The sequence below is a fragment of the Methyloceanibacter superfactus genome, assembly GCF_001723305.1.
Classification (GTDB): domain Bacteria; phylum Pseudomonadota; class Alphaproteobacteria; order Rhizobiales; family Methyloligellaceae; genus Methyloceanibacter; species Methyloceanibacter superfactus.
On sequence record NZ_LPWF01000004.1, the window covers coordinates 231,877 to 258,064 of the forward strand.

Annotated in this window: 24 protein-coding genes and 1 pseudogene; 14 read left to right on the plus strand and 11 right to left on the minus strand. The window is 65.9% G+C overall.

Translation table 11 applies throughout. The annotated features are described in order from the left end of the window. Window positions 1-34: 34 nt before the first annotated feature. From AUC69_RS02020 to pheT, 6 genes and pseudogenes are all read left to right on the plus strand, one after another. Window positions 35-1,057: a glycosyltransferase gene (locus AUC69_RS02020; protein WP_069440649.1), complete on the plus strand. Its 1,023-nt coding sequence runs from the start codon at window positions 35-37 to the stop codon at window positions 1,055-1,057. Between the two features lie 343 nt (window positions 1,058-1,400). Further along, complete coding sequence (infC, locus tag AUC69_RS02025) at window positions 1,401-1,922, plus strand: translation initiation factor IF-3 (protein WP_069440650.1); 522 nt, start codon at window positions 1,401-1,403, stop codon at window positions 1,920-1,922. Window positions 1,923-2,081: 159 nt separating this feature from the next. Beyond that, window positions 2,082-2,285 carry a 50S ribosomal protein L35 gene (gene rpmI, locus AUC69_RS02030; RefSeq protein ID WP_069440651.1) on the plus strand — a complete coding sequence of 68 codons (204 nt, stop codon included), beginning with the start codon at window positions 2,082-2,084 and terminating at the stop codon, window positions 2,283-2,285. 36 nt (window positions 2,286-2,321) lie between these two features. Further along, window positions 2,322-2,681 carry a 50S ribosomal protein L20 gene (rplT, locus tag AUC69_RS02035; RefSeq protein WP_069440652.1) on the plus strand — a complete coding sequence of 120 codons (360 nt, stop codon included), beginning with the start codon at window positions 2,322-2,324 and terminating at the stop codon, window positions 2,679-2,681. A gap of 36 nt (window positions 2,682-2,717) precedes the next feature. Continuing rightward, window positions 2,718-3,804: pseudogene (pheS, locus tag AUC69_RS15870) on the plus strand (phenylalanine--tRNA ligase subunit alpha). A 2-nt stretch (window positions 3,805-3,806) separates the two neighbouring features. Continuing rightward, complete coding sequence (gene pheT, locus AUC69_RS02040) at window positions 3,807-6,218, plus strand: phenylalanine--tRNA ligase subunit beta (protein ID WP_069440712.1); 2,412 nt, start codon at window positions 3,807-3,809, stop codon at window positions 6,216-6,218. Here pheT and AUC69_RS02045 read toward each other — a convergent pair. Both AUC69_RS02045 and AUC69_RS02050 read right to left on the minus strand, forming a co-directional pair. After that, window positions 6,187-7,632: a CapA family protein gene (locus AUC69_RS02045; protein ID WP_069440653.1), complete on the minus strand. Its 1,446-nt coding sequence runs from the start codon at window positions 7,630-7,632 to the stop codon at window positions 6,187-6,189. The two genes, pheT and AUC69_RS02045, sit on opposite strands and share 32 nt — an antisense overlap. Window positions 7,633-7,658: 26 nt before the next feature. After that, window positions 7,659-9,329, minus strand: a complete 1,671-nt coding sequence (locus AUC69_RS02050; protein ID WP_083238993.1) for a GMC family oxidoreductase N-terminal domain-containing protein — start codon at window positions 9,327-9,329, stop codon at window positions 7,659-7,661. Between the two features lie 150 nt (window positions 9,330-9,479). Between AUC69_RS02050 and msrA the strand changes: the two genes are divergently transcribed. Beyond that, complete coding sequence (msrA, locus tag AUC69_RS02055; RefSeq protein ID WP_204377234.1) at window positions 9,480-10,082, plus strand: peptide-methionine (S)-S-oxide reductase MsrA; 603 nt, start codon at window positions 9,480-9,482, stop codon at window positions 10,080-10,082. Between the two features lie 54 nt (window positions 10,083-10,136). Here the strand turns inward: msrA and AUC69_RS02060 are convergent, their stop codons facing one another. Continuing rightward, window positions 10,137-10,364: a hypothetical protein gene (locus AUC69_RS02060; RefSeq protein WP_141700528.1), complete on the minus strand. Its 228-nt coding sequence runs from the start codon at window positions 10,362-10,364 to the stop codon at window positions 10,137-10,139. Window positions 10,365-10,544: 180 nt separating this feature from the next. Then, complete coding sequence (locus tag AUC69_RS02065; protein WP_069440656.1) at window positions 10,545-10,745, minus strand: hypothetical protein; 201 nt, start codon at window positions 10,743-10,745, stop codon at window positions 10,545-10,547. 153 nt (window positions 10,746-10,898) lie between these two features. Between AUC69_RS02065 and lepA the strand changes: the two genes are divergently transcribed. The 4 genes from lepA (at window position 10,899) to AUC69_RS02085 (ending at window position 15,812) form a co-directional block, all read left to right on the plus strand. Further along, window positions 10,899-12,713: a translation elongation factor 4 gene (gene lepA, locus AUC69_RS02070; RefSeq protein ID WP_069440657.1), complete on the plus strand. Its 1,815-nt coding sequence runs from the start codon at window positions 10,899-10,901 to the stop codon at window positions 12,711-12,713. A gap of 444 nt (window positions 12,714-13,157) precedes the next feature. Beyond that, window positions 13,158-13,727 carry a TAXI family TRAP transporter solute-binding subunit gene (locus AUC69_RS02075; protein WP_069440658.1) on the plus strand — a complete coding sequence of 190 codons (570 nt, stop codon included), beginning with the start codon at window positions 13,158-13,160 and terminating at the stop codon, window positions 13,725-13,727. An 8-nt stretch (window positions 13,728-13,735) separates the two neighbouring features. Then, the gene (locus AUC69_RS02080) at window positions 13,736-14,362 is read left to right on the plus strand and encodes a TAXI family TRAP transporter solute-binding subunit (protein WP_069440659.1); all 627 of its coding nucleotides are present in this window, start codon (window positions 13,736-13,738) and stop codon (window positions 14,360-14,362) included. Between the two features lie 34 nt (window positions 14,363-14,396). Next, window positions 14,397-15,812, plus strand: coding sequence for an SH3 domain-containing protein (locus AUC69_RS02085; RefSeq protein WP_069440660.1), 1,416 nt, complete (start codon window positions 14,397-14,399; stop codon window positions 15,810-15,812). 72 nt (window positions 15,813-15,884) lie between these two features. Here the strand turns inward: AUC69_RS02085 and AUC69_RS02090 are convergent, their stop codons facing one another. Then, complete coding sequence (locus tag AUC69_RS02090) at window positions 15,885-16,466, minus strand: HdeD family acid-resistance protein (protein ID WP_069440714.1); 582 nt, start codon at window positions 16,464-16,466, stop codon at window positions 15,885-15,887. A 575-nt stretch (window positions 16,467-17,041) separates the two neighbouring features. On the opposite strand from AUC69_RS02090, the gene AUC69_RS02100 reads away from it, so the two are divergent. After that, on the plus strand, window positions 17,042-18,364 hold the full coding sequence (locus AUC69_RS02100) for an MFS transporter (protein ID WP_069440662.1): 1,323 nt from the start codon (window positions 17,042-17,044) through the stop codon (window positions 18,362-18,364). Here AUC69_RS02100 and AUC69_RS02105 read toward each other — a convergent pair. Further along, window positions 18,361-19,197, minus strand: coding sequence for a class I SAM-dependent methyltransferase (locus AUC69_RS02105; RefSeq protein ID WP_069440663.1), 837 nt, complete (start codon window positions 19,195-19,197; stop codon window positions 18,361-18,363). The two genes, AUC69_RS02100 and AUC69_RS02105, sit on opposite strands and share 4 nt — an antisense overlap. Window positions 19,198-19,293: 96 nt before the next feature. Between AUC69_RS02105 and AUC69_RS02110 the strand changes: the two genes are divergently transcribed. Next, on the plus strand, window positions 19,294-19,689 hold the full coding sequence (locus AUC69_RS02110; protein ID WP_069440664.1) for a hypothetical protein: 396 nt from the start codon (window positions 19,294-19,296) through the stop codon (window positions 19,687-19,689). Window positions 19,690-19,718: 29 nt separating this feature from the next. Here AUC69_RS02110 and AUC69_RS02115 read toward each other — a convergent pair whose 3' ends face one another. Then, complete coding sequence (locus AUC69_RS02115) at window positions 19,719-21,734, minus strand: AI-2E family transporter (protein WP_083238994.1); 2,016 nt, start codon at window positions 21,732-21,734, stop codon at window positions 19,719-19,721. A gap of 345 nt (window positions 21,735-22,079) precedes the next feature. On the opposite strand from AUC69_RS02115, the gene AUC69_RS02120 reads away from it, so the two are divergent. Further along, the gene (locus AUC69_RS02120; RefSeq protein ID WP_069440666.1) at window positions 22,080-22,382 is read left to right on the plus strand and encodes a hypothetical protein; all 303 of its coding nucleotides are present in this window, start codon (window positions 22,080-22,082) and stop codon (window positions 22,380-22,382) included. Window positions 22,383-22,446: 64 nt separating this feature from the next. Here the strand turns inward: AUC69_RS02120 and AUC69_RS02125 are convergent, their stop codons facing one another. The 4 genes from AUC69_RS02125 to AUC69_RS02140 all read right to left on the minus strand — a co-directional run bounded on the left by AUC69_RS02125 (window position 22,447) and on the right by AUC69_RS02140 (window position 26,103). Continuing rightward, on the minus strand, window positions 22,447-23,556 hold the full coding sequence (locus tag AUC69_RS02125) for a linear amide C-N hydrolase (protein WP_069440715.1): 1,110 nt from the start codon (window positions 23,554-23,556) through the stop codon (window positions 22,447-22,449). 142 nt (window positions 23,557-23,698) lie between these two features. Next, entirely contained in the window at window positions 23,699-24,145 is a 447-nt protein-coding gene (locus AUC69_RS02130) for a hypothetical protein (RefSeq protein WP_069440667.1), read from the minus strand. Further along, entirely contained in the window at window positions 24,067-24,768 is a 702-nt protein-coding gene (locus AUC69_RS17705) for a hypothetical protein (RefSeq protein ID WP_193427390.1), read from the minus strand. Before AUC69_RS17705 ends, AUC69_RS02130 begins: the two co-directional genes overlap by 79 nt. Window positions 24,769-24,978: 210 nt before the next feature. After that, on the minus strand, window positions 24,979-26,103 hold the full coding sequence (locus AUC69_RS02140) for a linear amide C-N hydrolase (protein WP_069440669.1): 1,125 nt from the start codon (window positions 26,101-26,103) through the stop codon (window positions 24,979-24,981). Window positions 26,104-26,188 lie beyond the last annotated feature (85 nt).

A 26,188-nucleotide genomic window follows, 5' to 3' on the forward strand; every position in this document is an offset into this window, starting at 1 on the left:
GCCAAAGACGAGGGTAATGGCAGAGGTGACCATAATGCAGGTCGTGCCGCGGCTGGAGACCGGGGGCAGCGAGCAATCGACCATCGAGATAGCCGAAGCGCTCATCCGCGCCGGCGCGAACGCTCTCGTTGCCACCGAAGGGGGGCGCTTGGCAAGCGCGGTCACGCGCGCCGGCGGCGAGATCATCGACCTGCCCATGGCGAGCAAGAATCCCATCACCATGCTCGCCAATGCGCGACGGCTGGCGAAACTCGTGAGGACGCGCAACATCGCGCTGCTGCATGCGCGCAGCCGGGCGCCGGCATGGAGCGCGTTGATGGCGGCGCGGATGACCAACCGTCCGCTGGTGACGACCTATCACGGGACCTACGGCAAGCCGGGTCCGGTGAAGGCGGTCTATAACGGCGTCATGGGACGTGGCGACCGCGTCATCGCCAATTCCAATTACACGGCGAATCTTGTGGCCTCGCGCCAGCACGTGGCGCGCGACCGCATTCGCGTCATCTATCGCGGGATCGACGGGGCGATCTTCGATCCGTTCGTGGTGCCGCCGGGACCGGTAGCGCGGCTACGTGAGAGCTGGGGCGTGGAGCCGGACCAGAAAGTGGTGCTCCACGGCGCGCGGCTTTCCAGCATCAAGGGACAGCGGCAGACCATCGAGGCGATCCACCGGCTGGACCGCGAGGGCGCGTTCGAAGGCGGCGTGGCCGTCTTCGTCGGCGAGGGGCTACGGGAAGGCTACCGCCGGGAGCTCGCCGACCTGATCGCCAGCTATGGGCTCGAGGACAAAGCCCGGCTGGCCGGTCATTGCGGTGACATGCCGGTGGCCTTCCTCGCCGCCCATACGGCGCTGGTGCCGTCGCTGGTGGCGGAGACCTTCGGCCGGACCAGCATCGAGGCGCAGGCATGGGCTGCCCGGTCATCGTCTCCGATATCGGCGCGCTGCCCGAGACCATCGTGTCGCCGGCGGACGACCCGGCCGGCTTCACGGGCTATTTGGTGCCGCCGGGCGATGTGGCCGCGCTGGCGGAGTCGATCAGGACGGCTCTGGCGCTGACGCCGGCGGAGCGTGAGGCGATCGGGGCGCGGGCGCGGGCGCGGGTCGGCGCGAATTTCGATCTGACTCAAATGCCAGTCGAAGACGCTCGCCGTCTATGACGAGTTGCTTGGGACGGACCTTGCGCGGCTCTTCGAGCACCCGCCCCTCTACGAGCCGGCCGAGGCCACGGGGGACCGCACCTGATGCAGTGAGCGCCGCCGCCTTGCACGGCGTGGCTTGTCAGGCCTATTTGCCATCCTGTAGAACCTTTGGACTTGGTAACAGTTGTCAAAGCGCCCCGTGCCTCGCCGCGGCGAGGGCGCCCGTTCAATAGAGGAGAACGAACATCGTAAGACGGCCCATGAAGCTCACCCCCAACCGGGGAGGCCCCCGTGTCAACGAGGGCATCGACACTCCAAAAATCCAGCTTATTGACGCCACTGGCGAGAATGTCGGCGTGGTCGAGATCGAAGACGCGCGCGCCCGCGCCGTGGAAGCCGGGCTCGACCTGGTCGAGATCTCACCCAACTCCGAGCCGCCGGTCTGCAAGATCCTGGATTACGGCAAGTATAAATATCAGGCGCAGAAGAAGGCTGCCGAGGCGCGCAAGAAGCAGCGCACCGTCGAGATCAAAGAGATCAAGATGCGGCCAAATATCGATACGCACGATTACGACGTGAAGATGCGCTCGATGAACCGTTTCTTCGAGGAAGGCGACAAGGTGAAGGTGACGCTCCGCTTCCGCGGCCGCGAAATGGCCCATCAGGAGCTCGGCACCCAACTGCTGAACAAGGTGAAGCAGGACACCACGGAAATCGCCAAGGTCGAGTCGGAGCCGCGCCTGGAAGGCCGCCAGATGGTCATGGTGCTCGCCCCGCGCTAGACGTTCAGCCGCTTGCAATTGGGGACTATTCCCCTCTATAAGCGCGTTCCAAGGAGCCGCCCGGCAGGGCATGCCGTGGCGGCTCGCATGCTTTCCAGCATCAAGTTCAAGAATGCCGGGTGGGCCTCGCCTGCCACGGCCAAAAGTTAAGGAAGCCAAATGCCCAAGCTCAAGTCAAAGAGCGGTGCCAAGAAGCGATTCAAGATCACGGCTACCGGCAAGGTGAAATGCGCCCAGGCCGGCAAACGTCACGGCATGATCAAGCGGACGACGAAATTCATCCGCGATGCCCGGGGAATGATGGTCCTCGCCGACGAAGACGCCAAGACCGTGAAGAAGAACTTCCTCCCCTACGGCCGCTAGGCCCAGGGCGAGACCTCACAACGAAGGAGCACCGCAATGTCACGTGTGAAACGCGGCGTTACAGCCCATGCCCGCCACCGCAAGGTGCTGAAGGCAGCCAAGGGCTATTACGGCCGCCGCAAGAATACCATCCGCGTCGCCAAGCAGGCCGTCGACAAGGCAGGCCAATATGCCTATCGCGACCGCAAGGTGAAGAAGCGCACGTTCCGCGCTCTGTGGATCCAGCGCATCAACGCCGCCGCGCGCGCCAACGGCATGACCTACGGACGGTTGATTGACGGGCTGAAGAAGGCCGGGATCGAGCTCGACCGCAAGGTTCTGGCCGATATGGCCGTGCACGAGCCGCAAACCTTCCAGAGCCTGGTCGAGGCCGCCTCAGCCGCCGCGCGGGCGTAAGGGCGCCCGCTTGGCCGGGGCGAGGAGCCGCACGCCATGAGCGCATCGGAGCTCGACGGTCTCAAGACCGAACTGCTCGGAGAAATCGCGCAGGCGTCCGACCTCGCCACGCTGGAAGAGGTGCGCATCTCGGCCCTCGGCAAGAAGGGCCAGGTGTCGGCGCTGATGCAGCGGCTGGGCGCGATGCCGCCGGAAGAGCGGCGCGATTTCGGCCAGGCCGTCAACGCGGTGAAGACCGCCGTCGCCGACGCGCTCGAAACCAAGCACGCGGAATTGTCCAGTGCCGCGACCGCGGCGCGGCTGGCGCATGAGCGCGCCGACGTCACCTTGCCGGTACGCGAGGGGCCGCTCAACGAGGGCCGCATCCATCCGGTCAGCCAGGTCACCGAGGAGATCACCGAGATCTTCGCCGATATGGGCTTCCGCATCGCCGAAGGGCCCGATATCGAGACGGACTTCAACAATTTCACCGCGCTCAACATCCCGCCGGACCATCCCGCGCGCCAGGATCACGACACGTTCTATTTCGCCGAAGGGCCCGACGGCACGCGGCCTGTCTTGCGCACCCATACGAGCCCGGTGCAGATCCGCACCATGCTGGCCGACAAGCCGCCCTTGCGCGTCATCGCGCCGGGCCGCGTCTATCGCTGCGACTCCGATCAGACCCACACGCCGATGTTCCATCAGGTGGAGGGACTCGTCATCGACGAGGAGACTCATCTCGGCCATCTGAAATGGGTGCTCGAGGAATTTTGCAAGGCGTTCTTCGAAGTGCCCGAGGTCAAGATGCGGTTCCGCGCGAGCCACTTCCCCTTCACCGAGCCGTCCATGGAGGTCGACATCGGCTACGCCAAGGTCGGCGATGAGCTGCGTATCGGCGAGGGTGACCGCTGGCTCGAGATCCTGGGCTGCGGCATGGTCCATCCCAACGTGCTGAAAGCCGTCGAGCTCGATCCCAAGAAATATCAGGGTCGCCTTCGGCGTCGGCATCGACCGCCTGGCCATGCTGAAATACGGCATGCCGGACTTGCGCGCCTTCTTCGCCGGCGACCTGCGCTGGCTCACCCATTACGGCTTCGCGCCGCTCGTCGTCCCTACGCTCGCCGGAGGCTTGAGCCGCTAGCCATGAAGTTCACCCTCGCATGGCTGAAGGAGCATCTCGACACGGACGCGTCCGTGGAGGAGATCGCCGACACGCTCACCCGCATCGGGCTCGAGGTGGAGGAGGTGTTCGATCCTGCCACCGCGCTGAAAGACTTCCGCGTGGCCGAAGTGGTGAAAGCGGAAAAACACCCGGACGCCGACAAGCTGCAAGTGTTGGAGGTCGACACGGGCAAGGAGCGTTTGCAGGTGGTGTGCGGCGCGCCGAACGCGCGCGCCGGCATGAAAGGCGTGTTCGCGCCCGTTGGCACTTATGTTCCCGGCCTCGACTTCACGCTGACCAAGGCCAAGATCCGCGGCGTCGAGTCGAGCGGGATGATGGTCTCGGAGCGTGAGCTCGAGCTCTCCGACGAGCATACCGGCATCATCGAGCTCAGCCCCAAGACCAAGGTCGGCAGCGCCGCGGCCAAGGCGCTCGGTCTCGACGACGCGGTGTTCGACATCGCCATCACGCCGAACCGGCCCGACTGCCTCGGCGTGCGCGGCGTCGCCCGCGACCTCGCCGCCGCCGGCCTCGGCCAGATCAAGAAGCGCACGGTCAAGCCGGTCAAAGGCGGCTTCGACAATCCCGTTCCGATCAAGCTCGAATTCGCCAAGGACGCGGCGAACGCCTGCCCGATCTTCGCTGGTCGCCTGGTGCGCGGCGTCAAGAGCGGGCCCAGCCCCGAGTGGCTGCAACGGCGCCTGCGCGCGATCGGGCTTCGTCCCATCAACGCCCTGGTCGATATCACCAACTACATCTCCTACGACCGGGCGCGGCCGCTCCACTCTTACGACGCCGACAAGCTCACCGGCGCGATCCGCGCGCGGCTCGGCAAGACGGGAGAGAAGTTCGCCGCCCTCGACGGCAAGACCTACGCGGTGGACGAGACGATGTGCGTAATCGCCGACGAGGCGCGCGTGCTCGGCCTTGGCGGCGTGATGGGCGGAGAAGAGACCGGCTGCACCGAGGAGACGACGAACGTCTTCATCGAGTCAGCCTATTTCGATCCGAAGCGCACGGCGCGCACCGGCCGCACGTTGAATATCCAGTCCGACGCGCGTTTCCGCTTCGAGCGCGGCGTCGATCCGGAATTCGTGCTGCCGGGCTTGGAGCTCGCCACGCAAATGGTGTTCGACCTGTGCGGCGGGAGCCCGAGCAAGGTCACGGTCGCCGGCAAGACGCCGAAGCCGACGCCACCGTTCAAATTCGACATGACCATGATCGGCCGCCTGAGCGGGCTGGCGCTGCCACACCGGGACATCCGCCGCAAATTCGCAGCACTCGGCGTCAAGCTCGAGGGCAAAGCCAACGTGCTGAAGGCGATCGCGCCGTCGTGGCGTCCGGACATCACCGCCGCCGTCGATCTCGTGGAAGAGGTGGTGCGGCTCACCGGCGTCGACCGCGTACCGGCCACGCCGCTCGCACGGCTCTCCGGGGTCGCGGCCCCCGTGCTCACCGAGCGCCAGGCAAGGCAGCGGCTCGCACGGCGCACGCTCGCCGCGCGCGGCTGGTGGAAGCGGCGTGGTCCTTCGTGCCACTCGCCGAAGCGAAGCTGTTCGGGCGGCGGTCAGCCTGAATTGACGCTCGATAACCCGATCTCCACGGAACTTGCCCAGATGCGTCCCTCGCTGCTGCCGGGGCTCATCACCGCGGCCAAGCGCAATCGCGACCGGGGCTTCGCCGACGGGGCGCTGTTCGAGCTGGGGCAGGCCTATCGCGGCGCGGCGCCGGAAGACCAGTATGTGGCCGCCACGGGCGTGCGCTTCGGACAATCGGCGCTTCCCGGCTCGGGCCGGCATTGGTCCGGCGCGGCACCGGAGGCCGATTGGGCCGCCGTGAAGGCCGACGCCACTGCGGTGCTCGCCGCCTTGGGTCTGAGCCAGGCCAATCTCCAAGTCACCCGCGAGGCGCCCGCCTGGTTCCATCCGGGCCGTTCCGGCGCGCTTAAGCTCGGCCCCAAGGTCACGCTCGGCGTGTTCGGCGAGTTGCATCCCGATACGCTTGAAGCGCTCGGCGCCGATGCACCCATGGCGGCCTTTGAGCTTTATCTCGACGCCCTGCCCGCCGCGAAAGCCAAAGGCACGGCGAAGCCGGCGCTACAGGCCTCGGACCTGCAAGCGGTGCGGCGCGATTTCGCCTTCCTGGTGGATGGCGATGTGGAAGCCGGGGCCGTGGTGCGCGCGGCGGGGAGCGCCGACCGGGCGCTGATCACCGATGTCGGCGTGTTCGACGTGTTCACCGGCCAAGGCGTGCCGCAAGGCAAGAAGTCGGTCGCCATCGAGGTGGTCTTGCAGCCGCGCGACAAGACGCTGACCGATGCGGAGATCGACGCGGTGGCGGAGAAGGTCGTGACCGCCGTGGTCAAAGCCACCGGCGGCGAGCTGCGCGGCTGACCTCTAGGCGCTCATCAGTGCGAGCCGAAGCCGAAAAAGCCTGACGGCTGGCGCTTCTTCTTGGGGGCGCCATAGAAGGGCTTGTCCTGGCAGGCGGACGCGAGCTGGCGGCCGAGCTTTGCCGGGATCGCCGGCGCCGGCTGCCACCCGGTGCACATCGCCCCAACCTTGCCGCCGAGCAAATCAGCACCTTCAGTGCAATAGAGCCCGGTGCCGTCCTTGCGCGGGGTGAAGCGCACGCCTTGCGCGCCTTGCCGTCGCCGAGCTGCGCGCCGAGATAGTTCAGCGCGTAGATGCGCCGGACCCCCTGCTCGGGCGCGAAGCGTTCCGGGTGCATATTCGTCTTGGTGACGGGAATCGCCTCGATCGCCGCAGCGCGCCAATAGCCCTGGATGCGCGCCAGATGCACCTTGGCCATCAGGCCGTAGTCGCGGCAGATGCCGAAGCGGCTCATCTCGGCGGTGCCGGGATGGAGAAAATTGCCGAGCCCATAGAAGATGAGCGACGCGCCGTTGAACTCCACCCCTTGGGCTACGTGGGGATGGTGGCCGACGATGAGGTCGATGCCCTTCTCGCTCGAAGCGAAGCCGCGCCAGTCCTTCAATTGCCGCTGATCCGGCACGACGCGGCCTTCCAGCCCGTAGTGAATGGACAGAATGCGGTAGTCGGCCGGCATGCCCGCCAGCCGGTTCACCACCAGCTGGTAATCGGCCGGGTCGCGATAAGACGCCTGGCCGGTCTTGTCCTTGCCGGCGCGATGCTCCTCGCGCTGGCCGGTGACGATGCCGGTGGCGGCAAAGGCGACCCGCGTCTTGCCGAGCTTCAAGCAGCCGGGCCGCGTGGCCTCCTCGAGGGTCGTGCCGATGCCGGCATAGGTGATGGCCCGCTCCGCCGCCGCGACGGCCATGTGATAGAGCGTCTCCTGCGCGCCGTTGGCGCCGTAATCCATGGAATGATTGTTGGCCAGCGAGAACATGTTGAAGCCGGTGTCGATGAGCGCCTTCAGGCCCAACGGATGACTCTGGAAATTATAGGGCGCCTTCTGTCCCTTGCTGTCTGGGACGAGATCGTTGCGGTCGGTGACGACTGTCTCGAGATTGAGAAAGGCAAGGTCGCCGTTCACGTCGGGGGCTACTCCGCTCAGCGAGTCGGCGAAGCCAAGAATCTGGCGATCCTTGCGAAACCCTTCCGGCTGAACCTTGGCGCCCTTTGCGTTGAAGCCGGTGTCGCCGGCAAGCACGATGGTGAGACGGTCGGGATCGAGCTGCTTGGCGGCGCTGCCGATCGAGGCGGTAAACTCGCTATTGGCGCAAGGCTGGAGCCTCGGGGCCCCGTGCAGGGCGCTTCCGCCGGCGACAAGCGCGACGACCCCCGCCGCAGCGCCGGCAGCTTTCACGAAGGAACGCTTGCGCATGCGGCGTGGCATGGGTCAGCCGGCCCTCATGTCATGGCTCGCGTCTCGGCGCGCTCGGCGCCTTGGCGAATCGGAGCTGTATCGAATCCCAGATTGTGGTCGCGGGCAAGGTGCACCATGGCGCGCTCGGTCAGCGCCGTGATGGTGAGTAGCGGATTGACGCCGATGGAGCGCGGGATGACGGCACCGTCACAAACATAAAGTCCGCCATGGATGTCCTCGCCGCTCGGCCCGGCGAACACTTGGCCCTTGTGATTGACCACGCCGCTCGATGCGTCCTCGCCCATGCCGCAGCCGCCGAGCGGATGCGCCGTGGCGGGCTTCACGCCCATGGTGGTGGTGGCGAGCGGGCTCTTGATGTAGCGCGCGCCCACGGCTTGCGCGGCTTTCGTCAGCGCCTCGTCGACGCGGGCGTAGACCGGCTGGTCGCCGACCTTGGGCCAGGCGATCTGGAGGCTGCCGTTGTCGAGATTGATGCGCCCGCGCGCATCGTCATGGGAGACGACGAAGAAGGTCTGCAGGCTCGTCAGCGGCCCCTGATAGACGCCCTTGATGAGGCTTTGCGCCGCGCCGAGAATGCGTCCGCCGGAGATGAAGAAGACGGGCAAGAGAGGGGCCAGCGCGGACGGCAGTACGCCTTCCTGGATGATCATGCTGTGGTCGAGATCGCCGTGGTCGGGCAGCTCGATCTGACCGGCGACGCAGGCACCGATGGTGTCGCCGGTGAATTTCGGCGGCTCGCCGACGCCGATGCCGTTCACGCGCTCGCGCCCGCCGAGCGCGAAAGCGATGATGTCGCCATTGGCGGAGAAGCCCTCCCCGAGCCTGTCGGAAACCCCGAGGCCGTGATCGCGGGAGCGCAGCAGAATCTCGGTCGAGCCCAGCGTGCCGGCCGCGAGCACCACGGTCTTGCCGTCGACGAAAGACGGCGCGGCATCCTTCTCGGCCGTCGGCTTGAAGTGAATGCGCCAGCCGCCGCTCAGCTTCTCGATATGGCTGACGGACAGCTCAGTAAAGATCTCCGCGCCATGGGCGTGTGCGTCGGGGAGATAGGTCATGGCGACGGTGTTCTTGGCGCCGACATTGCAGCCCGAGCAGCAGTCGCCGCACAGCGTGCAGGCGCGCTGGGAGACGCCGGCGGGATTGACCGTGTCCTCGAAGCTCACCACCACGGGTGCAGCCACCGGGTCCTGGCCGAAGGCGGCGCTCGCGGTTTGCAGGGCACGATATTTGGACAGCTCCGGCGCCTTGGCATAGCGGGAGGGGCGCAGCATGGTTTGCGCCCGCTCGAAACCCAGATCGAGCAGGCCGTCCTTGGCGACCGCCTCGGGCCAGGCTCGGTCGGCGAAGACGCGCGCGTCGGGGCGCAGACCCACGCCGGCATTGATGAGGGAGCCGCCACCCAGACCGCAGCCGACCAGCACATGAATGTCGGCGCCAAGCCTGAAGTCATAGAGGCCGGTGCGCGAGCCGGAGCGCATCTTGCCGCCGTTCAATTGCAGCTCGCGCCGTAGCTCCGGCAGACGGTCGGGAAAACCGCCGGTCTGGATCTCGCGCCCCCGCTCGATGACGCAGACACGCTGGCCGGCGCGCGCGAGCCTGGAGGCGGACACGCCGCCGCCATAGCCCGATCCGACCACGACCACGTCGTAGGCCGCTTTCATGGCCGCCGACGGTAGAGACAAAGCCTGTTGCATGCCCCTCCATAACCCAGTTCAACGAGCTTCCCCAAGCGCTTATGCGCCAACGCCCGGCATCACTTCACTTCACGGTCGCGCGAGAGCCACTTTGCCCGCGCTTCCGCACTCCTTATCGTCCCAGACAGACAATACAATGGAGAGACCCCGATGATTGCGCGGTGGATTTGCGCGGGCCTGATGGCGGCCTTCCTGGCGACCTTCCTCATCGCCGGCGGCGCCTACGATACGAAGGCGGCCGAGACCAAGACGGCGATCTTCGCCGGCGGCTGCTTCTGGTGCGTCGAGGATGCCTTCGACAAGGTCGACGGCGTGACCGCGACCGTGTCGGGCTATGCGGGCGGCACCACGCCCAATCCGAACTATCAGAGCCACAAGGGCTATGTGGAAGCTCTCAAGGTGACCTACGACCCGTCGAAGGTGACCTACGCCAAACTGCTCGACCATTACTGGCATAACGTCGACCCGTTCGATCCGGCCGGCCAGTTCTGCGACAAGGGGCCGGCCTATCGGACCGTGGTGTTCGTGTCGGACGACGCGGAAAAGAATTTGGCGCAGCGCACCAAGGCCGAGATCGCGAAGCGCTTCAATCAAACGGTGGCCACCGAGATCAAGCCGGTGACGACGTTCTACGACGCCGAGGGCTATCACCAGGACTACCACACCAAAAATCCGGTGAGCTACAAATACTACAAGTGGCGCTGCGGCCGGGCGCAACGGCTCGCCGAGATCTGGGGCGACAAGCACAGCTGACAAAGAAAAGGCCCGCGCCGAAACGCGGGCCCCTTCGTTACGCATGAAGCGTGACTAGTTCTTCTTGAGCAGGCCGCCCTTGAGCAGGCCCGTCTTCTCGCCCTTGTAATGGGCCTTGCATGCCTTCTTGTAAGCATGGCGCGCCTTGCGGTCGGCCGGGTACTTCGCCTTGGCCATCTTGTGGCAATCGGCATGACCGGCCTGCGCGGCAACCGGCGCCGTCATGGTGGCACCGGCGAGGATCACGGTCGCAGCAGCGGCCAGAAACACGTTCCTAAGCATTGATTTCTCCCATTCGTTAAATGGCGCGATCGCGAAGGCGATCCGCCGTATGAGCCACATAGCCCAAACGTCATTGCCAATGTGTTGATCCGTGCCTGGGCGCATTTGACCCAGACACGAGAAAAGGGGGCCAATTGCGGCCCCCTTTCCTTCAACTCAATTCAAGTCTGGCAGACCAGCCTACTGGGCGGCCTTCCATGCTTCCTTGCAGGCCTTCTTGAAGGAATGACGATCCTTCAGACCCTTGACCATGTCCGGGTACTTCATCTTCGCGGCTTCCTTGCAGGTCATCGCGGCCATGGCCGGCGTGAACTGGAGGGGAAGCGTGGCGGCGGAAACGAGGCCGGCGGCGACGGTGGCGAGAAGCAGTTTCTTCAACATGTGATTCTCCAATCGGGTTGGGAGGACCTTCCTAGCAGGTTTCCTCTAGCGCCCGACAGATACAAATTTAGGGCAATGGCCCCCATGGTTTCGCCTTTATTGTCGCAGGCTGCCGCTTGACCGGCGGGCATTTGCTCCCGTACCTAGCCCGCCATGAGCTCATCCGAGGCGACGTCCCTTTCCAATATCCGCAACTTCTCCATCATCGCCCATATCGACCACGGCAAGTCGACGCTGGCAGACCGCCTGATCCAGCTCTGCGGCGGCCTCACGGCACGGGAGATGAAGGCGCAGGTGCTCGATTCCATGGATATCGAGCGCGAGCGCGGCATCACGATCAAAGCCCAGACAGTGCGCCTCGACTACAAGGCCAAGGACGGCCAGGTCTACGAGCTGAACCTGATCGACACGCCGGGCCATGTGGACTTCGCTTATGAGGTGAACCGCTCGCTCGCCGCCTGCGAAGGCTCGCTGCTGGTGGTGGACGCCACGCAAGGGGTGGAAGCGCAGACCCTGGCCAACGTCTATCAGGCGCTGGACAACAATCACGAGATCATCCCGGTCCTCAACAAGATCGACCTGCCGGCGGCGGAGCCGGAGCGGGTGCGCCAGCAGATCGAAGAGGTGATCGGGCTCGACGCCCATGACGCGCTGGAGATCTCGGCCAAGAGCGGCCTCGGCGTTGAAGACGTGCTCGAGGCCATCGTTCACCGTCTGCCGGCGCCGAAAGGCGATCGCAACGCGCCGCTCAAAGCCTTGCTGGTGGACAGTTGGTACGACGCCTATCTCGGCGTCGTGGTGCTGGTACGTATCATCGACGGCACGCTGTCGAAGGGACAGCGCATCCGCCTGATGCTGACCGGCGGCGCCTATCAGGTGGATCGCGTCGGCATCTTCCGCCCCAAGCAGGAAATGAGGAATTCGCTGGGCCCGGGCGAGATCGGCTTCTTCACCGCCTCGATCCGCCAGGTTGCCGACACCCGCATTGGCGACACCGTCACCGACGAGAAGAAGCCGACGGCGGCGCCGCTGCCGGGCTTCAAGCCGTCACAGCCGGTGGTGTTCTGCGGCCTGTTCCCGGTGGACGCCAGCGAGTTCGAGGATTTGCGCGAGGCGGTCGGCAAGCTGCGGCTGAACGATGCGAGCTTCGACTACGAGATGGAGACCTCCGCAGCGCTCGGCTTCGGCTTCCGCTGCGGCTTCCTCGGCCTGCTGCATCTGGAGATCATCCGCGAGCGCCTGGAACGCGAGTTCAATATCGGGCTCATCGCCACGGCGCCGTCGGTCGTCTATCACGTCTATCTCACCGACGGCACGATGACCGAGCTGCACAACCCGGCCGACATGCCGGACACCCAGAAGATCGCCAAGATCGAGGAGCCGTGGATCGAGGCGACCATCCTGGTGCCCGACGAGCATCTCGGCGCGGTGCTGAAACTGTGCGAGGACCGACGCGGGCGGCAGACGCAGCTCACCTATGCGGGCGCGCGCGCCATGCTGGTCTACGAGCTGCCGCTCAACGAGGTGGTGTTCGACTTCTACGACCGGCTGAAATCGGTCTCCCGCGGCTACGCCTCGTTCGACTATCACATCATCGGCTACGAGGAAGGCGACCTCGTCAAGATGGCGCTGCTCGTCAACGACGAGCCGGTCGACGCGCTGTCGATCATCGTCAACCGCTCCCGCGCCGAGATGCGCGGCCGGGCGATGGTCGACAAGCTCAAAGACTCCCCCGGCCACATGTTCAAGATCCCGATCCAGGCGGCGATCGGCGGCAAGGTGATCGCGCGCGAGACCATCAGTGCGCTGCGCAAGGACGTGACCGCCAAATGCTACGGCGGCGACATCACCCGCAAGCGCAAGCTGCTCGAGAAGCAGAAGGCGGGTAAGAAGAAGATGCGGAGCTTCGGCAAGGTCGACATTCCGCAGGAGGCCTTCATCGCCGCGCTCAAGATGGACGCGGATTAGCGCCCGTCTTCTTTCCGCACTCGGCAACCAAATCACGACATCGGCGTAGGGATGGCGCGACCGCGCGTTTGCGGGCGCGCTTCTAGGCTGCGCCAAGACGACGCCACGGATTTATACCGTCGGCGGACAATTCTTTATGGTTAATGCAACCTTAAAGACTTGCCTTTGTCTTGCCTCTTTGCAGTCATCCAGGCCACATTTGTGGCAATATATTGATATTGTTGTGTTTCATTGGCTTCTCTACTTGACAGCGGCCAAAGTATCACTTCCCATTCGAGCCGTAGGGATTAGCAGCACGATGGGGGATGTCGCGCTCGGGGCTCACGCCTCACACGCCTGTCCTCCGCAAGCAGACTCAAAATTTGCTGCATCGGGCCGTCTCGCCGTTCGCGCTTCAAGCGGGCTGGCCGTGTTCGGGGTGAAGCGTCATCAGAGGGGCAGGTTATGCGTATCGCCCTCGCATTCGGCCTATGCTTGCTTAGCGGCTTGCTCGGCACGCAGCCGCTTGCCGCGGCGGAGCCGTCCGCCAACACCGTTGCCAAAGCCAAGACCGCCGCGGTCACGCAGACGAGCCCGTCCGCGCAGAGCATCCGCGAAAACTATCGCGCGCGGCTGAACGACAACACCGTCACCATCATGGCCGGTAGCGGCCAAGGCACCGACCAGGCCATCGTGCAGGACATCGCCGCGGTGCTCGACGACGGCGATGCGCTGCGGGTCGTGCCCATGGGCGGCAAAGGCCCGGCGCAGAATCTCAAGGACGTGATGTTCATGCGCGGCGTCGACATGGGCATCACCCAGGCCAATGTGCTGAAGCATTTCGCCAAGACCGGCGCGTTGGGACCCAATCTCGAAAGCCAGGTCGCCTATATCGCCAAGCTGTTCAACGAGGAGATGCATGTGCTGGCGCGCGCCGATATCGCCGACGTCGGCGCGCTGGACGGCAAAGTTGTCAATATCGGCAAGGAAGGCAGCGGCGCGGAGATCACCGCGCGCGGTCTTTTCGAAGCCTAGGCGTCACGGTGCAAGAGGTACATCTCGATGAGACCGACGCACTGGCGAAGCTCAAGACGGGCGACATCGACGCGGCGGTGGTGATCGCCGGCAAGCCCGCGCCGATCCTCGCCCATCTCGAGCCGTCGAGCGGACTCAAACTGCTCGCCCTCCCCTACCTCAACGGGCTGGAGGACGACTACTATCCCGCGAGCCTGACCCATGAGGACTATCCGCAGATCATCGCCGACGGTGACAGCGTGGATACGGTGGCGGTGTGCGCCGTGCTGGTGTCGTTCAATTGGGCGCGCAACAATCCGCGCAACGCCAAGATCGACCATTTTGTCGACCGCTTCTTCTCGAATTTCGATGCGTTCCTGGCACCGCCGCGCCACCCGAAATGGCGCCAAGTGAATTTCGCGGCGACCTTGGAAGGCTGGCAGCGCTCGCCGGCCGCGCAAGCCTGGATCGACCGCGCCAAGGCGGCCATGGCCGCCAAAGCGGGCGCCGGTACAAGCGCCGACGACGAAGCGCGGGCGCAGTTCGATACGTTCCTGGCGCAAGCCGATACCGGGGCCGCGGCCGCCTCGGACGACGAGCGCGCCAGACTGTTCCGCGCCTTTCTCGAATGGAGCCGAACGCAGAACCAGAACTAACCGTCCCTTTTTGTCCCATGCGTAGGAGGGTGCCATGGTCCAGCCGGCGCTCAAGACTTTCAAAATGCCAGACATGCCGCAGCCACAAAGCCTCGCCCAGCGGATCGAGGCGGAGATCCGGCTCGGCGCCAGGCCGGAGTTCACCGTGTCCTCCATGGCCGAGCGCTTCGCGCCTCACGGCTTGTACGCGCCACAGGATGCGCTGCGGGCGCTGACAGACGACCCGCCAGCGCGGCCGGCGCTCCGGCGCTGCAAGACTTGGACGGCGAGGCAAGCGCTTTGCCTGACCCGCGGCGTGGTGGTGGTGCTGACGGCGGTGGCCATCGCGCCGGCGGCCATTCTTGCCGGGTTGCTGTGGTTCGGCGCGCTCCGTGGGCCGGCGCATTTCGATTCGGGCGTCTCGCGCCTGGCCCCGGCGCAACAGGCGGCCATCGCCGCCGCGCCCTTCGTCGACGCCGTTGCGCCCGTCCCGGACTTCGCGTTGTCGGCGCCGGAGGCGATCACGGCCAAGGCCGGCGAGGAGACCGGCTTCGCCATCGCCATCGCTCCGGCGGACGCGCTGCCCGAGCGGAGCGTCGTCGCCATCCGCGATCTGCCCGAGGGCGTGATGTTCTCCGCCGGCCGCCTTACGGCACCAGCGAGTGGAGCTTGCGTCCGGACGAGATCTCGGGCCTCACCTTGCAGGCGCGCGAGAGCCAGGCCGGTACGGCGGATCTGCGGGTCGAGCTGGTGGCGGCCGACGGCTCCGTGCGGCACACGCAGCGACCCGGCTCGACATCGCGCCGAACCCCGTCGGCCTTTCCTTGCGCCCCGGCGAGACCGATCGCGTCGAGACGCTCATGGAGCACGGCAACAAGATGATCGCCGTCGGCTATTTCGCCGGCGCGCGCGCTATTTCCAGCGCGCGGCGGAAGCGGGCAGCGGCGAGGCGGCGCTCGCCGTGGGCGCCACCTACGATCCGGCCTTCATCGCCGCGCTCGGCGTGCAAGGCATCAAGCCCGAGCCGCAAGCGGCGCAAGACTGGTACGGCCGGGCGGCGTCGCTCGGCGTCACCGACCGCGCGGCGAAGCTCGAAGAGTTGAAACAGGCCTGGGCGCAGAGCGGCGCCCCGCAAGCCGGGGCGGCAGCCCCCATGGCGCCGGAAGAGGCGGCCCCCGCGGCGGTGGAGAGCCAGCCTGCGCCGCGCGAGGACGAGCGTCCCGGGCCGCTCGGCCGTCTGGTGGCGGCCGCCTCCGAGCTCACCAGCTCGGAGGAATGGGTGGAGGTCTCGAGCGCGGTGAACATGCGCGGAGCGGCCTCGGGCACCGCCGATACGCTGAAGATCATGCCGGCGGGCGCCAAGCTGCGCGTCCAGGCGCGCGAGGGCAATTGGGTGCAGGTCGCCGACCCGGCCACGAACCAGCAGGGATGGATCTACCGGCGCTTCCTGAAAGAGACGGACGCGCCGTAGCACCCGTCACGGCGAGGCCCGGCCTCACTTCGAGGCTCGGGCTTCGCCCTCGCACTGGCGCTTGTGGCAAGTCTAGACCGCAGGTCCGGTGCGCACCTTCCATGCCAGGTAGGTGAGCGCGGCGCCTTCGCAGATCAGCTGGATGCCAAGCAGCACACCGAGCAGCCAATCGGCACTGAGCGGCATGTTGGCCCATAGGATCACGGCCAGCAGAATGCTGATGACACCGGCGCCCAGCACCCAACCCCAGTTGGGGAACGGCTTGATGGTGAGCGCGAAGATGACCTTGGCGATGCCCTCCACCATGAAGAACACGATCAGCAGCACGGTGATGACCAAGAGCCCGCTGTCGGGCGAGCGCAGCAGCAGAAAACCGATGAGAATGGCCAGCACCGCGGAGATCGCCTGCAGCCAGAAATGGGGCACGTGACGGGCGCCGACCAAGCCGATGCCCTGAAGCACGCCGCTGATGATCAGGATCCAGGCCAGCAGGTAGATGATGGCGACCGAAGCGATGAGGGGATAGACCAGGGCGAGAAAGCCGGCGACCACCAGCAAGACGCCCTGAATCAAATACCAGAACGAATAACGCTTAACTGTCTCGCGCATGGCTTGGCGCAGCACCGCGGCAGCTTCGTCCAAGGATATAGCCATGAGAACGCCCTCCTTAAGCGTTGCGGCCGAATCAGGATGATGGCCGCGCGTCAGCATACTCCAAAGCCGGCGGCTCGGAGGACCAACTCCCGCGCCGGTGGGGCGGCAGCCTCGTGTTGCGCTCAGCGGCCGAGGGCGGCTCTCTTGCGGTCCACTTCGGCCTGAGACACGGCGCCGGCGGAGATCAATCCCCTGACGCAAGCTTGGTCAAGCGGTCACCGTGGGCCCGCATGCAGTTCTGAAGACCTCTGGTCTCAAGTCCCCATTGGCTGCAGAACCGGCGGTAGTCGTCCGCGCATTTTCTCTTGCCGGCCATGGCGGAGCCGGTGGTGCCAATTGTTAGAGCAAGCAAGATCAGCAGCGTGGCGCGGTAGGAGGTCATGGCTGGGGTCTTTCCTAGTGGTTGTCCGAAAGCCGGAAATTGCCGCGCCGCATCCTATGAAAGCCGCCCAACCGACGAGTGGGATTTATTTGACACGGGGAAAGAAAATTTCCTTGACCGCAAGCGATTTGCACAAGCCGCGAGAGCGAGACATCACGCTCCTTCATGATATGGATGCGCCCGGGGGACCGGGATGGATTCGACGCAGCAGGAACGGGCACGGCGATCGGCGATCGCCAAGGCGACCAGGCGGCTCATCCCGTTTCTTTGCCTCGCCTACACGGTCAACTTTCTCGACCGGGTGAATGTCGGCTTCGCCGCGCTGCACATGAACAAGGACCTCGGCTTCTCGCCGAGCGTGTACGGCTTCGGCGCCGGTATCTTCTTCCTCGGCTATATTGCCTTCGAGGTCCCCAGCAATCTGGCGCTGCATCGCTTCGGCGCGCGCATCTGGATCGCGCGCATCATGATCTCCTGGGGTCTCGTTGCCTGCGCCATGGCGTTCGTGTGGAGCGAGACGAGCTTCTACGTCATGCGCTTCCTGCTCGGCGTCGCCGAGGCCGGCTTCTTTCCCGGCATCATCCTCTATCTCACCTATTGGTTCCCGGCGGCCGAGCGTGCGCGCATCGTCGCCTTGTTCATGGCCTCGGTGCCGCTCGCCACGGTGTTTGGCGGACCGATCTCCGGCGCGCTGTTGAACATGCACGGCTTTCTCGGGCTGGCCGGGTGGCATTGGCTGTTCATCATCGAGGGGCTGCCGGCGGTCCTCCTTGGCGTGCTCGCTCTCAAGGTCCTCACCGACAGGCCGGCGGACGCGGCGTGGCTCACACCGGAAGAACGACGCGCGCTCAGCGAGCGCATCGAAGCCGAGAACGCTGTCGCCAAGGAAGTCGGCTACAGCGACATCTACGCGGCGATGACGCGCCCGCGCGTGCTGGCGCTCGGACTCCTGTGGTTCCTCATCGTTATCGGCCTGTACGGCATGGGCTTCTGGCTGCCTCAGGTCCTCCAGAGCTACGGCCTCGACGATCTCAGCATTGGCTTCATCACGGCCATTCCCTACGTGTTCGCCTCCATTGGCATGGTGCTCTGGGGGCGCCGCTCCGACCGGGCGAACGAGCGGCGCTGGCATATCGCGCTGCCGCTCCTTGTCGCCGCGGTTGCTTTCGCCTGTTCGGCTTACACGGCGTTGCTCGTGCCCACGATGATCGCTCTGACCATCGCCATGGTCGGCTTCTACGCCACGCTCGGTCCGTTCTGGTCGCTGCCGACCGCCTTCCTCGCCGGGACCGGCGCGGCGGCAGGCCTCGCCCTCGTCAACTCTATCGGCAATATCGCAGGCTTCGCCGGCGCCTACATCGTCGGCCTTCTGAGGGAAGCCACCGGCAGCTTCTCGATGGCGCTGCTGTTCCTCGCGGGCGCCCTGGCGCTCGGTGGGCTCATGGCGCTCGGCTTCCGCAACCCCGAGACGCAAGCGCCGGGCGTCAAGCCCCAAGGGGCAACCGAGACGTCCTAGGACGCCGCGCCGGTGACGATGTGGACGCGCGCGTCCAGGCGGACGACGCCGTCCTCCATATGCCGGGCGAAATGCGCCGCGAGCGCATCGCGCACCGCCGCATAGGCCGAATCTCCCGCTTCGCTCGCCAGCTCTCCGACCGAGAAAGACGCCAGCGCGAAATCCGCGGCCTCCGGCGCCGGCAGGCCGCCGCCGATGGGGAGCCGGCCCCGCCAATCCGCAACGGCGAGGCCGCCGAGACCCGCTTGATCGAGCAACGCGAGCAGCTTGTCGGCCCCGGCATAGCGGAACGGACCGGGTGCCTCCGGATCGGGCGGCGGCACGTCGATGATCCCGGCCGCCACCTCGCGCAGACTAGCCATCCACGGATTATCGGACGGAGGGCCCCAGACCGCGAAGGCGAAGCGCCCGCCGGGCTTCAGCCAGCGTGCGATCCGGGCAAAGGCGGCGGGCGGATCGTCGTAGAACATGATGCCGAAGCGCGAGACCAGGCGGTCGTAGGGCACCTCGGGGGCGGGCGCCGTGCCCATGTCGGCGCAAGAGAAGGCGATGGCGCGCTCGTCCGCCGCTCTGTCGCGCGCCGCCTCGATCAAAGCCGGCGAGATGTCGAAGCCGTGCACTTCGCTTCCCGCTTCCGCCCGGCGCGCAATGGCAAGGGTGGTGCCGCCCCCGCCACAGCCGATATCGGCGATTTTATAGGGGGCATCGAGCTGGAGCGCATCGATCAGCGGCGCGTCGACGGCGGTGAGCATCGCCTCCAAGGGCGAGAGCTGGGCGCGCCATTTCTCGCCGCGCGCGGCGGCCCAGTCCGAAGCTGTCGGGGTCTCGCTCATGGCTTTGACCTATTTGACCAGGGGTGACCCGTCTATTGGGCGCAGGGTCGCAAGGGCACGTGCCGGGTGCTATCGTCTTCCGGGGGACGCGTAGCCATGTGGCAAGGTCAGAAGGACCGGCAAGAACTTGCCGTGACGGGCATGACCGACAAGTCGTTCGCCAAGACGCTCTCCTTGCTCGAAGAGGCGTGGGAGGAAGGCGCGAAGGAAGCGGTGGCGGTGGCGGTGAGCCTATGCTCGGCGCATAAGCAACCGCCGCCCTATTGGGTCACGCTGGCCGTTGCGTGTCTCGTAAGCCCCAGATACCAGCACGACATGGTGCATATCCGGCGCTGGCATCTCGTCCGCATTCTCCGTGGCGAAGGCATTCCCTGGAGCGACGTCTACGACGAGGCGAGCAGGCGGCTCGCCCATGAGGGGGCGGCCTGCGCTCCGCGATCCGTGCGCGAGAGCTACGAGAGCGTGCAGAAGCAACTAGGCTCTCCGAAATAGACCGGCCACGCGGGACGGCATTCATCGGATCACGCCGCGGTCGCGGGCGCCTTCTTGTCCTTCGGCTCGGGCTTCGTCTTGGCTTTCGTATCGCCATTCGGCGCCTCGCCGGTGGCGGCGTTGATGATGACCTCTACGGCCTCGTGCAGCGTGGTGGCGTAGGCGTCAGCCTGGGCGGTCTCCTTGAGCGACTTCATGGCTTGCGCGTCCTCCTCTTCGTGCCAATAGGCGACGAGGATCAGCGTGTCCTGGGGCAAGAGGCGCCGCAGGCGGCGGACGAGATAGCGGATATGGGCGGGGCCTGAACCAAGGCCGAGATAGGACAAGCAGACGGCTTTCGCCTTGGTCGAGGCGAGCGTCGTGATATGGCCCGCGGAGATTTCATCCGGCGGCAGCGCCTCGGCCCCGAGACCGCGCTTCGCGAGCACCGCGGCGAGCATGGCGCCGGCGGCCTCGTCCAGCATCGAGCGCCCGCCGATGCATAGAACCGGCACGTCGTCATGCCAGCCCCGCGCCAGGCTGTCGCGGGGGATGACATGCTCGGCGTCGGCGTCCTCCTCGGCGGGGGCCTCCAGTGAAGCGAGACCCTCAGCCTCCTCGTCGGCCGGCTTCTCGGGCTTGTGGCGCAGCTTGTCGAACCAGCGGCGCGGCTCGAAATCGGCGAGGTTCTCCAGCATCTCATTGACGGTGGTGGCGATGCGCTCCATCTGGTTGGCGCCGAGCGCTCCGCGGGCCGCATCGCGTTCGGCCAGCTTCAGCCCGCTGAGCGCCACGCCCCCGAGATAGGCTTCGAGACTTTGATCGCGCAGCGCGAGCTCGGCCTGATAGGTGGCCTCGGCGGCGTCGCCGATCAGGGCGCGCTGGTAGAAGCTCTGCTCGGGCGTGAGTGCCGGCTGATCGCCGAGCAGCACGTCGAAGAAGCCCAATCCCTCCACATGACGGCCGAGCACGGCAAGGCACACGGTGATGGGGGTGGCGATGATGAGCCCCAGCGGCCCCCATAGCCAGGTCCAGAAGATGGTGGAGCCGATCACGGCGATGGGCGTCACGCCGGTGCCGCGGCCGTAGACCATCGGCTCGACCACCTGGCCCATGGTCAGCTCGCCGATGACGAAGAGCCCGACGACCATGAGCACGGTGGTCCAGCCGGGATCGATGGCCGCGGCGATGAGCGCGGGAAAGGCGGCGGCGATATAGGAGCCGACGTAAGGCACGAAGCGCATGAGCATGGCCAGGATGCCCCAGGCGATGGGGCTCGGCATGCCGATGGCCCACAGGGCCAAGCCAATGAACACGCCGTAGGTGGCGTTGATCAGCACCTGGCTCAGGAAGTAGCGCGAGAGCCGTGTCGCCGCGTCGCTCATGGTCGAGGTGGCGCGCTGAAGGTCGGAGGCGCCAAAGAGTCGAATCAGCCGGTCGCGCAGATCCTCACGTTGGAGCAGGATGAAGACGACGAAGAGCAGGATGATGCCGGCGGTGACCAGGGGCGGCAGGAGCGTGCCGGCGATCGACTGGTAGAGCGCGAGGCCTTTCGGGTCCGGCTCTTTTATCTCGACCTGAATCGGCTGATCGTCCGGCCGGTCGGCGGCATCGCCGACCTGGGGCGCATCGGTATCGGGGGACGGTTCGTTGAGCTGATCTTGGAGATCGGTGAGCACATCGCCAGCCTTCTCCAGCACCTTCGATTCGCTGGTGCTCTCGCGCAGCGACTTGATCTTCTCCGATAGGGTGGCGCGATAGCTAGGAAGCTCGGCGGCGAGCTTCGTTGCCTCGCGGGAGATGAGCCAGCCGAGACCGCCGATGATGGCGAAGGCGGTGATGACGACGACGGCGACAGCGAGCACGCGCGGCACCTTGATCCGTCGCAGCAGCAGGAGCGGCGGCGTCAGCACGAAGCTCAGCAGAATGGCGACGGCGAGCGGCAGCAGCACCTCGCGGCCGAAATACAGTCCGCCGATGACGATGGTGGCGATGAGCAGCCCTTGCAGGACGCTCGCGCGCGTCTCGGGGGTCGTGGGAAGGAAGGGCAATGGCGAACGGGGCATGACGGTCTCCGGCGGGCGGTTCCGGCACACCAAGTCGCCCGTGGTCCCTAGACGGGCCCAGCCGGCGCTTGGCTCTGGAGCGTCTCGCTCCAGGGTTCGGCACTATGGGGCTCAATAAAACAAGAAACCGTTGAGAAGCCTAGTCGTTCCCGATCGTTCCGCACTCATAATCGGTTAGCCAATAATCGGTTGGCCAATAATCGGTTGGCCAATAATCGGTTGGCCAATAATCGGTTGGCCAATAATCGGTTGGCCAAGTCACGCGGGCCGCCGGTCGCGTGCGGCGTGAACTCCTCGCGCCTCGGGGGTTGAGTCTACTCCCGCAACGGATGAAGGAGGAACACAGTGACCAAGGGACTTTTCTTGAGCACCGCACTCGCGGCCTCCCTGCTGTTCGCCGGCTCCATGCAGCCGGCCGGCGCCGCGCCATCGGCGCCCGCCATGGCGCAGGCGACAGCCCCGTTCGCGGCGCAGAGCGCGCTCCTCGAAGATGCGGCATGGCGCTGCGGTCCGCGCCGCTGCTGGTGGGTCCGCAATTATTGGGGCCCGGTGCCCGACTACGCGCTCGGCTGGGGCCCGCCCCTCAGGCCGGACTGCTACTGGAAGCGCGGGCTGCTCGGAAAGTGGAAACACAAGTGCGACGACTAGGGAGGAACTCGCCTCCCGCCCAAGGAGACGCCAGCGGGCTTAACATAGCCCGCTGGCTCTTTACTTATTGAGCGGCTTCAGTCTGGCTCATGAAGGTCGTGGAGTCGTCGGCGATCGCCGGCTCGCTGCCCATTTCGATCTGGCGGATCTCACCCTTGGCGGCGGCGAAAGCCTTGGCCAGGTCGATCATGTGGATGCTCTGGCTGCCATAGGTCTTGAAGTAGAAGCGCATGTTCTTCATGTCGGACACGGTGGTCCACTGGGTGAGCTCGGCCAGCGGTTTGCCGCCGCTTTCCTCGCGCACCGAGCCCAGCGGAATGTCGAACTGATTCATGATGTGAAAGCCCGACCAGACCGCCTCCTCGGCGGTGTCGGAGGGATACTCCGCCTGGCTGAAGGCCACCGCGCGCACGAAGCGTGACGGCGGCGTGAAGTCGCCCGGCAGGCCGTGCATGCCGGCGCCATTGCCGAGCTGGCCGAACGTGGTGCCGCCGAGATCGACGGGCGGCACGCCGGTCACGCTCAGATTCACGTAGTTGCGCAAATTCGTCGTGTGCCAATCGTAGGTCGGCGCGTTGGTCATCACGCCGAGCGGTGCGTCGGTGACCTGCAACGTGCCGCCGATCGGCTCGATGACGATCGACTTGCCGCTCTTGTCGGAGACGATGTAGTGAAGCGGCTGCACCTGATTGAGCACCGGCGCCGGGGTCGGCACGACGGCGACTTGCCCTAGTCCGGCCTTCACCTCGTCGACATTGGCGAAGCTGCCGAGCACCCAGTTGCCGAACTCGTGCGGCGCCATGGCGCGGTTCGCGTTCTCGGGCGTCGCCTTGGCGTATTCCGCGAAGCCCGGGAAATACAGCAGGCCGATGCTCAAGCCCTGATCGTTCATGCCGTCGAGAATGATGTCCTGACCGAGGGCGTTGGCGCCGAGCATGTTGTATTTCGTGGTGTAGGCGATGCCCTTGCCGCCGTCGGGCAGGGTCCCGTGCATGGCGGCGCCTTTCGGGACGACCGATACGCTGGAGTGGAGCAGATTCGCGAACTCCATGGTCCTGGCGCGGATGGTGGCGCCGTCTTTGGCCTTCAGGGCAATGTTGGTGCAGGCGAGGCCCGGCGTGGTGGCGCAGGCGAATGCGGCGACGAGCGCGTAAATCGAGACGCGGCGGATCATGGGGGCGATCTCCTCCTGAGAATGCGGGTCGCGCATCATCGGGGATGGGTCCGAAGGCCGGGTTAAGGCCGCGGGAGGCGCGCGATGCCGTTAAGGGTGGGTCACCAAGCACGCAGGGTTTGCCGCAATATGACGAGGCCCGCTAGCCGGTCTCGTCGCCGCGCGTCATCGGCTTGAAGATCTGCCCGCTTTCGAGCGTGCCGGCGTTGCAGAGATATTGGAACACCGTGCGCTGCTTGCGTTCGAACACGTCGTAATAGTCGGTCCAGCCCCACACGACGATGGTGGCGTCGCCGTTCATGACGCGGTCGGCGAGGCTCGGCGTCGAGTCGCACTCGACGATGTCGACGAACGTGGCGTCGCGGCCAAGCCGCGGCCGCGCGGCGCTCGCCGACCGGTTATCGGGCAACGGCATGATGGGCAGCATGTCCTCGTCGGCCACGTCGCGGATGCCGACATTGGTGGCGGTGCGCATGCGCAAGGCGGGCGTCTGGCCGCTGTTGCGGAAGATCACCTTGACCTTGACGATGCCCTCGGACTCCGGAGTCTCGATGAACTCGAGCTTGTCGACATCGACATAGGCACGCACTCGTCGGCGCGGCCATCCTCGTCGCGTCGCCCAACCGCCGATTGGCTCGCGCCATCGGCGCCGCGCGCGGCCCGGCGTGCGGCCAGCGCCGCCATGAGCAGCGGAATGAACATCATCAGCAGCAGCGCAGTCGCGAGCGCGCCGACGAGCATCAGAAGGCGGGTGAGGCCGACATTGCGCTCCGACGCCACGGCCGTCTTCTCGGCGGCCTCGGCCGTGCGCCATTGCTGGCAGAGATCGGCCTCGTAGGGATGCTGATAGTTCTCGCAAGGCTTGGCGATGTCCCAGCCGGTGGCGGCGGGAGCCGCATCCTCGGCCGCGGCCGCCTCGGGTGCGGGAGCCTCGGGGGACGCCGCTTCCGGCGCCGGCGACTCGGGAGCCGCCTCCTCGGGAGCCGCATCGGGGGCCGCTTCGTCGGCGGGGGCTTCTTCCGCCGGAGCCTCTTCGGCGGGGGCTTCGTCCGCCGGCGCGTCCTCCGTCGCCTCCGGATCCTGCGCGGCCGCATACGGCGGCGCCAAGGTCATGGTCATGGTCATGGTCATGGCGGCGCAGGACAACGCGGTCACATAGGCGAGCGCCCGCAGGCATGCGAATGGGTCGGACGGCAATCGATGATTTGACATGGCAGCGCGCAGCGAAATTTCCCCAGGGCGCCGATCCTATTCATCGAAACGCCATCTGTCTCGTCTTCAACGCGGCCTTCTCGCTTCGTTCCGCGCCATCCGTATCCAAATGGGACAGATCCTGCGTCTCTCGTGCAACGCGGCCAAAAAAACGGCCCCGGGGAGACCCCGAGGCCGTGATTTCCTTCGGCTCAGCCTGGACTGCGGGGGCTAGTTCGCCGCCTGTTTCAGGGTCGTCACGTCGCTGGAGACGTTGGCGACCGGCTGGGTCGCGGCCTCCATGTTGATCGTGCGGATCTCGCCCTTGGCAGCCTTGATGGCTTCCTTGAGGTCGACCATGCGGATCGACTGATCCTGATGGGTGCGGAAATACCAGCGCAGATTCTTGAGGTCGTTGACGCTGGTCCACTCCGTGATCTCGGCGGACGGCTTGCCGACCGCGCCGTTGATCACCGAGCCCTTGGGGATATCGAACTGGTTCAAGATGTGGAAAGCGGCGAACACGGCGTCCTCGCTATCGGCATTCGGCACGGCCGCCTGGCTGAACATGGCGGCGCGGACGAAGCGCGACGGCGGCGTGAAGTCGCCCGGCAGGCCGAGCATGCCTGAGCCCGAGCCGGTGGCGTTCAACGTCACCGGGCCAAGCGTCTCGGATGTGATGTCCTTGGCGGTGAGGTTGATGTAGTTGTCGAGATTGGTCATGTGCCAATCATAGGTCGGCGCGTTGGTCATCACGCCGACCGGCGCCTCGGTCACCTTGAGCTTGCCGTCGATGGGCTCGATGGCGATCGACTTGCCGCTCTTGTCCTGCACGAAGAAGTGCACGTCGGCGACCATGCCTTCGGAACTGCCGAGGCCCGGCAGGGCCGTCGGCACCATGGCGACGTCTTGCACCGCCTTGGTCACCTCATCGACCGTGGCGAAGTTGCCGAGCACCCATAGTCCGAAGTCCTGCGGCGCCAAGGCGCGCGAGACGTTCTCCTTGGTGACGGGGGCGTATTTGGCGAAGCCCGGGAAATAGAACAGGCCGATCGACAGGCCCTGGTCGTTGAGGCCGTCGACAATCATGACTTGACCGACGGCGTTGGCGCCGACGACGTCATAGCGGGTCTTGTAGGTGAGCCCCTTGCCGCCATCGGGCAGGGTCCCGCTGAACTCCTTGCCCGCCGGAACGACGATGACGTTGGACTGAAGCGGAAAGCCAAACTCCAGCGTGCGCCCGCGAATGGCGCCGCCGTCGGTGGCTTTCAGGCTGATGCCCGTGCAGGCAAGGGTGGGCGTGGTGGCGAGTGCGAGTGAAGCGGCGAGTGTGAGAATAGCAGCGCGGCGGAACATGGTGACCTCCTCCAGATGACGTTCCGCATCATGAGACGGCCCGCTTAAGGTGCGTTTAAGTAAGCCCGCCGACCTTGCCGGAGGC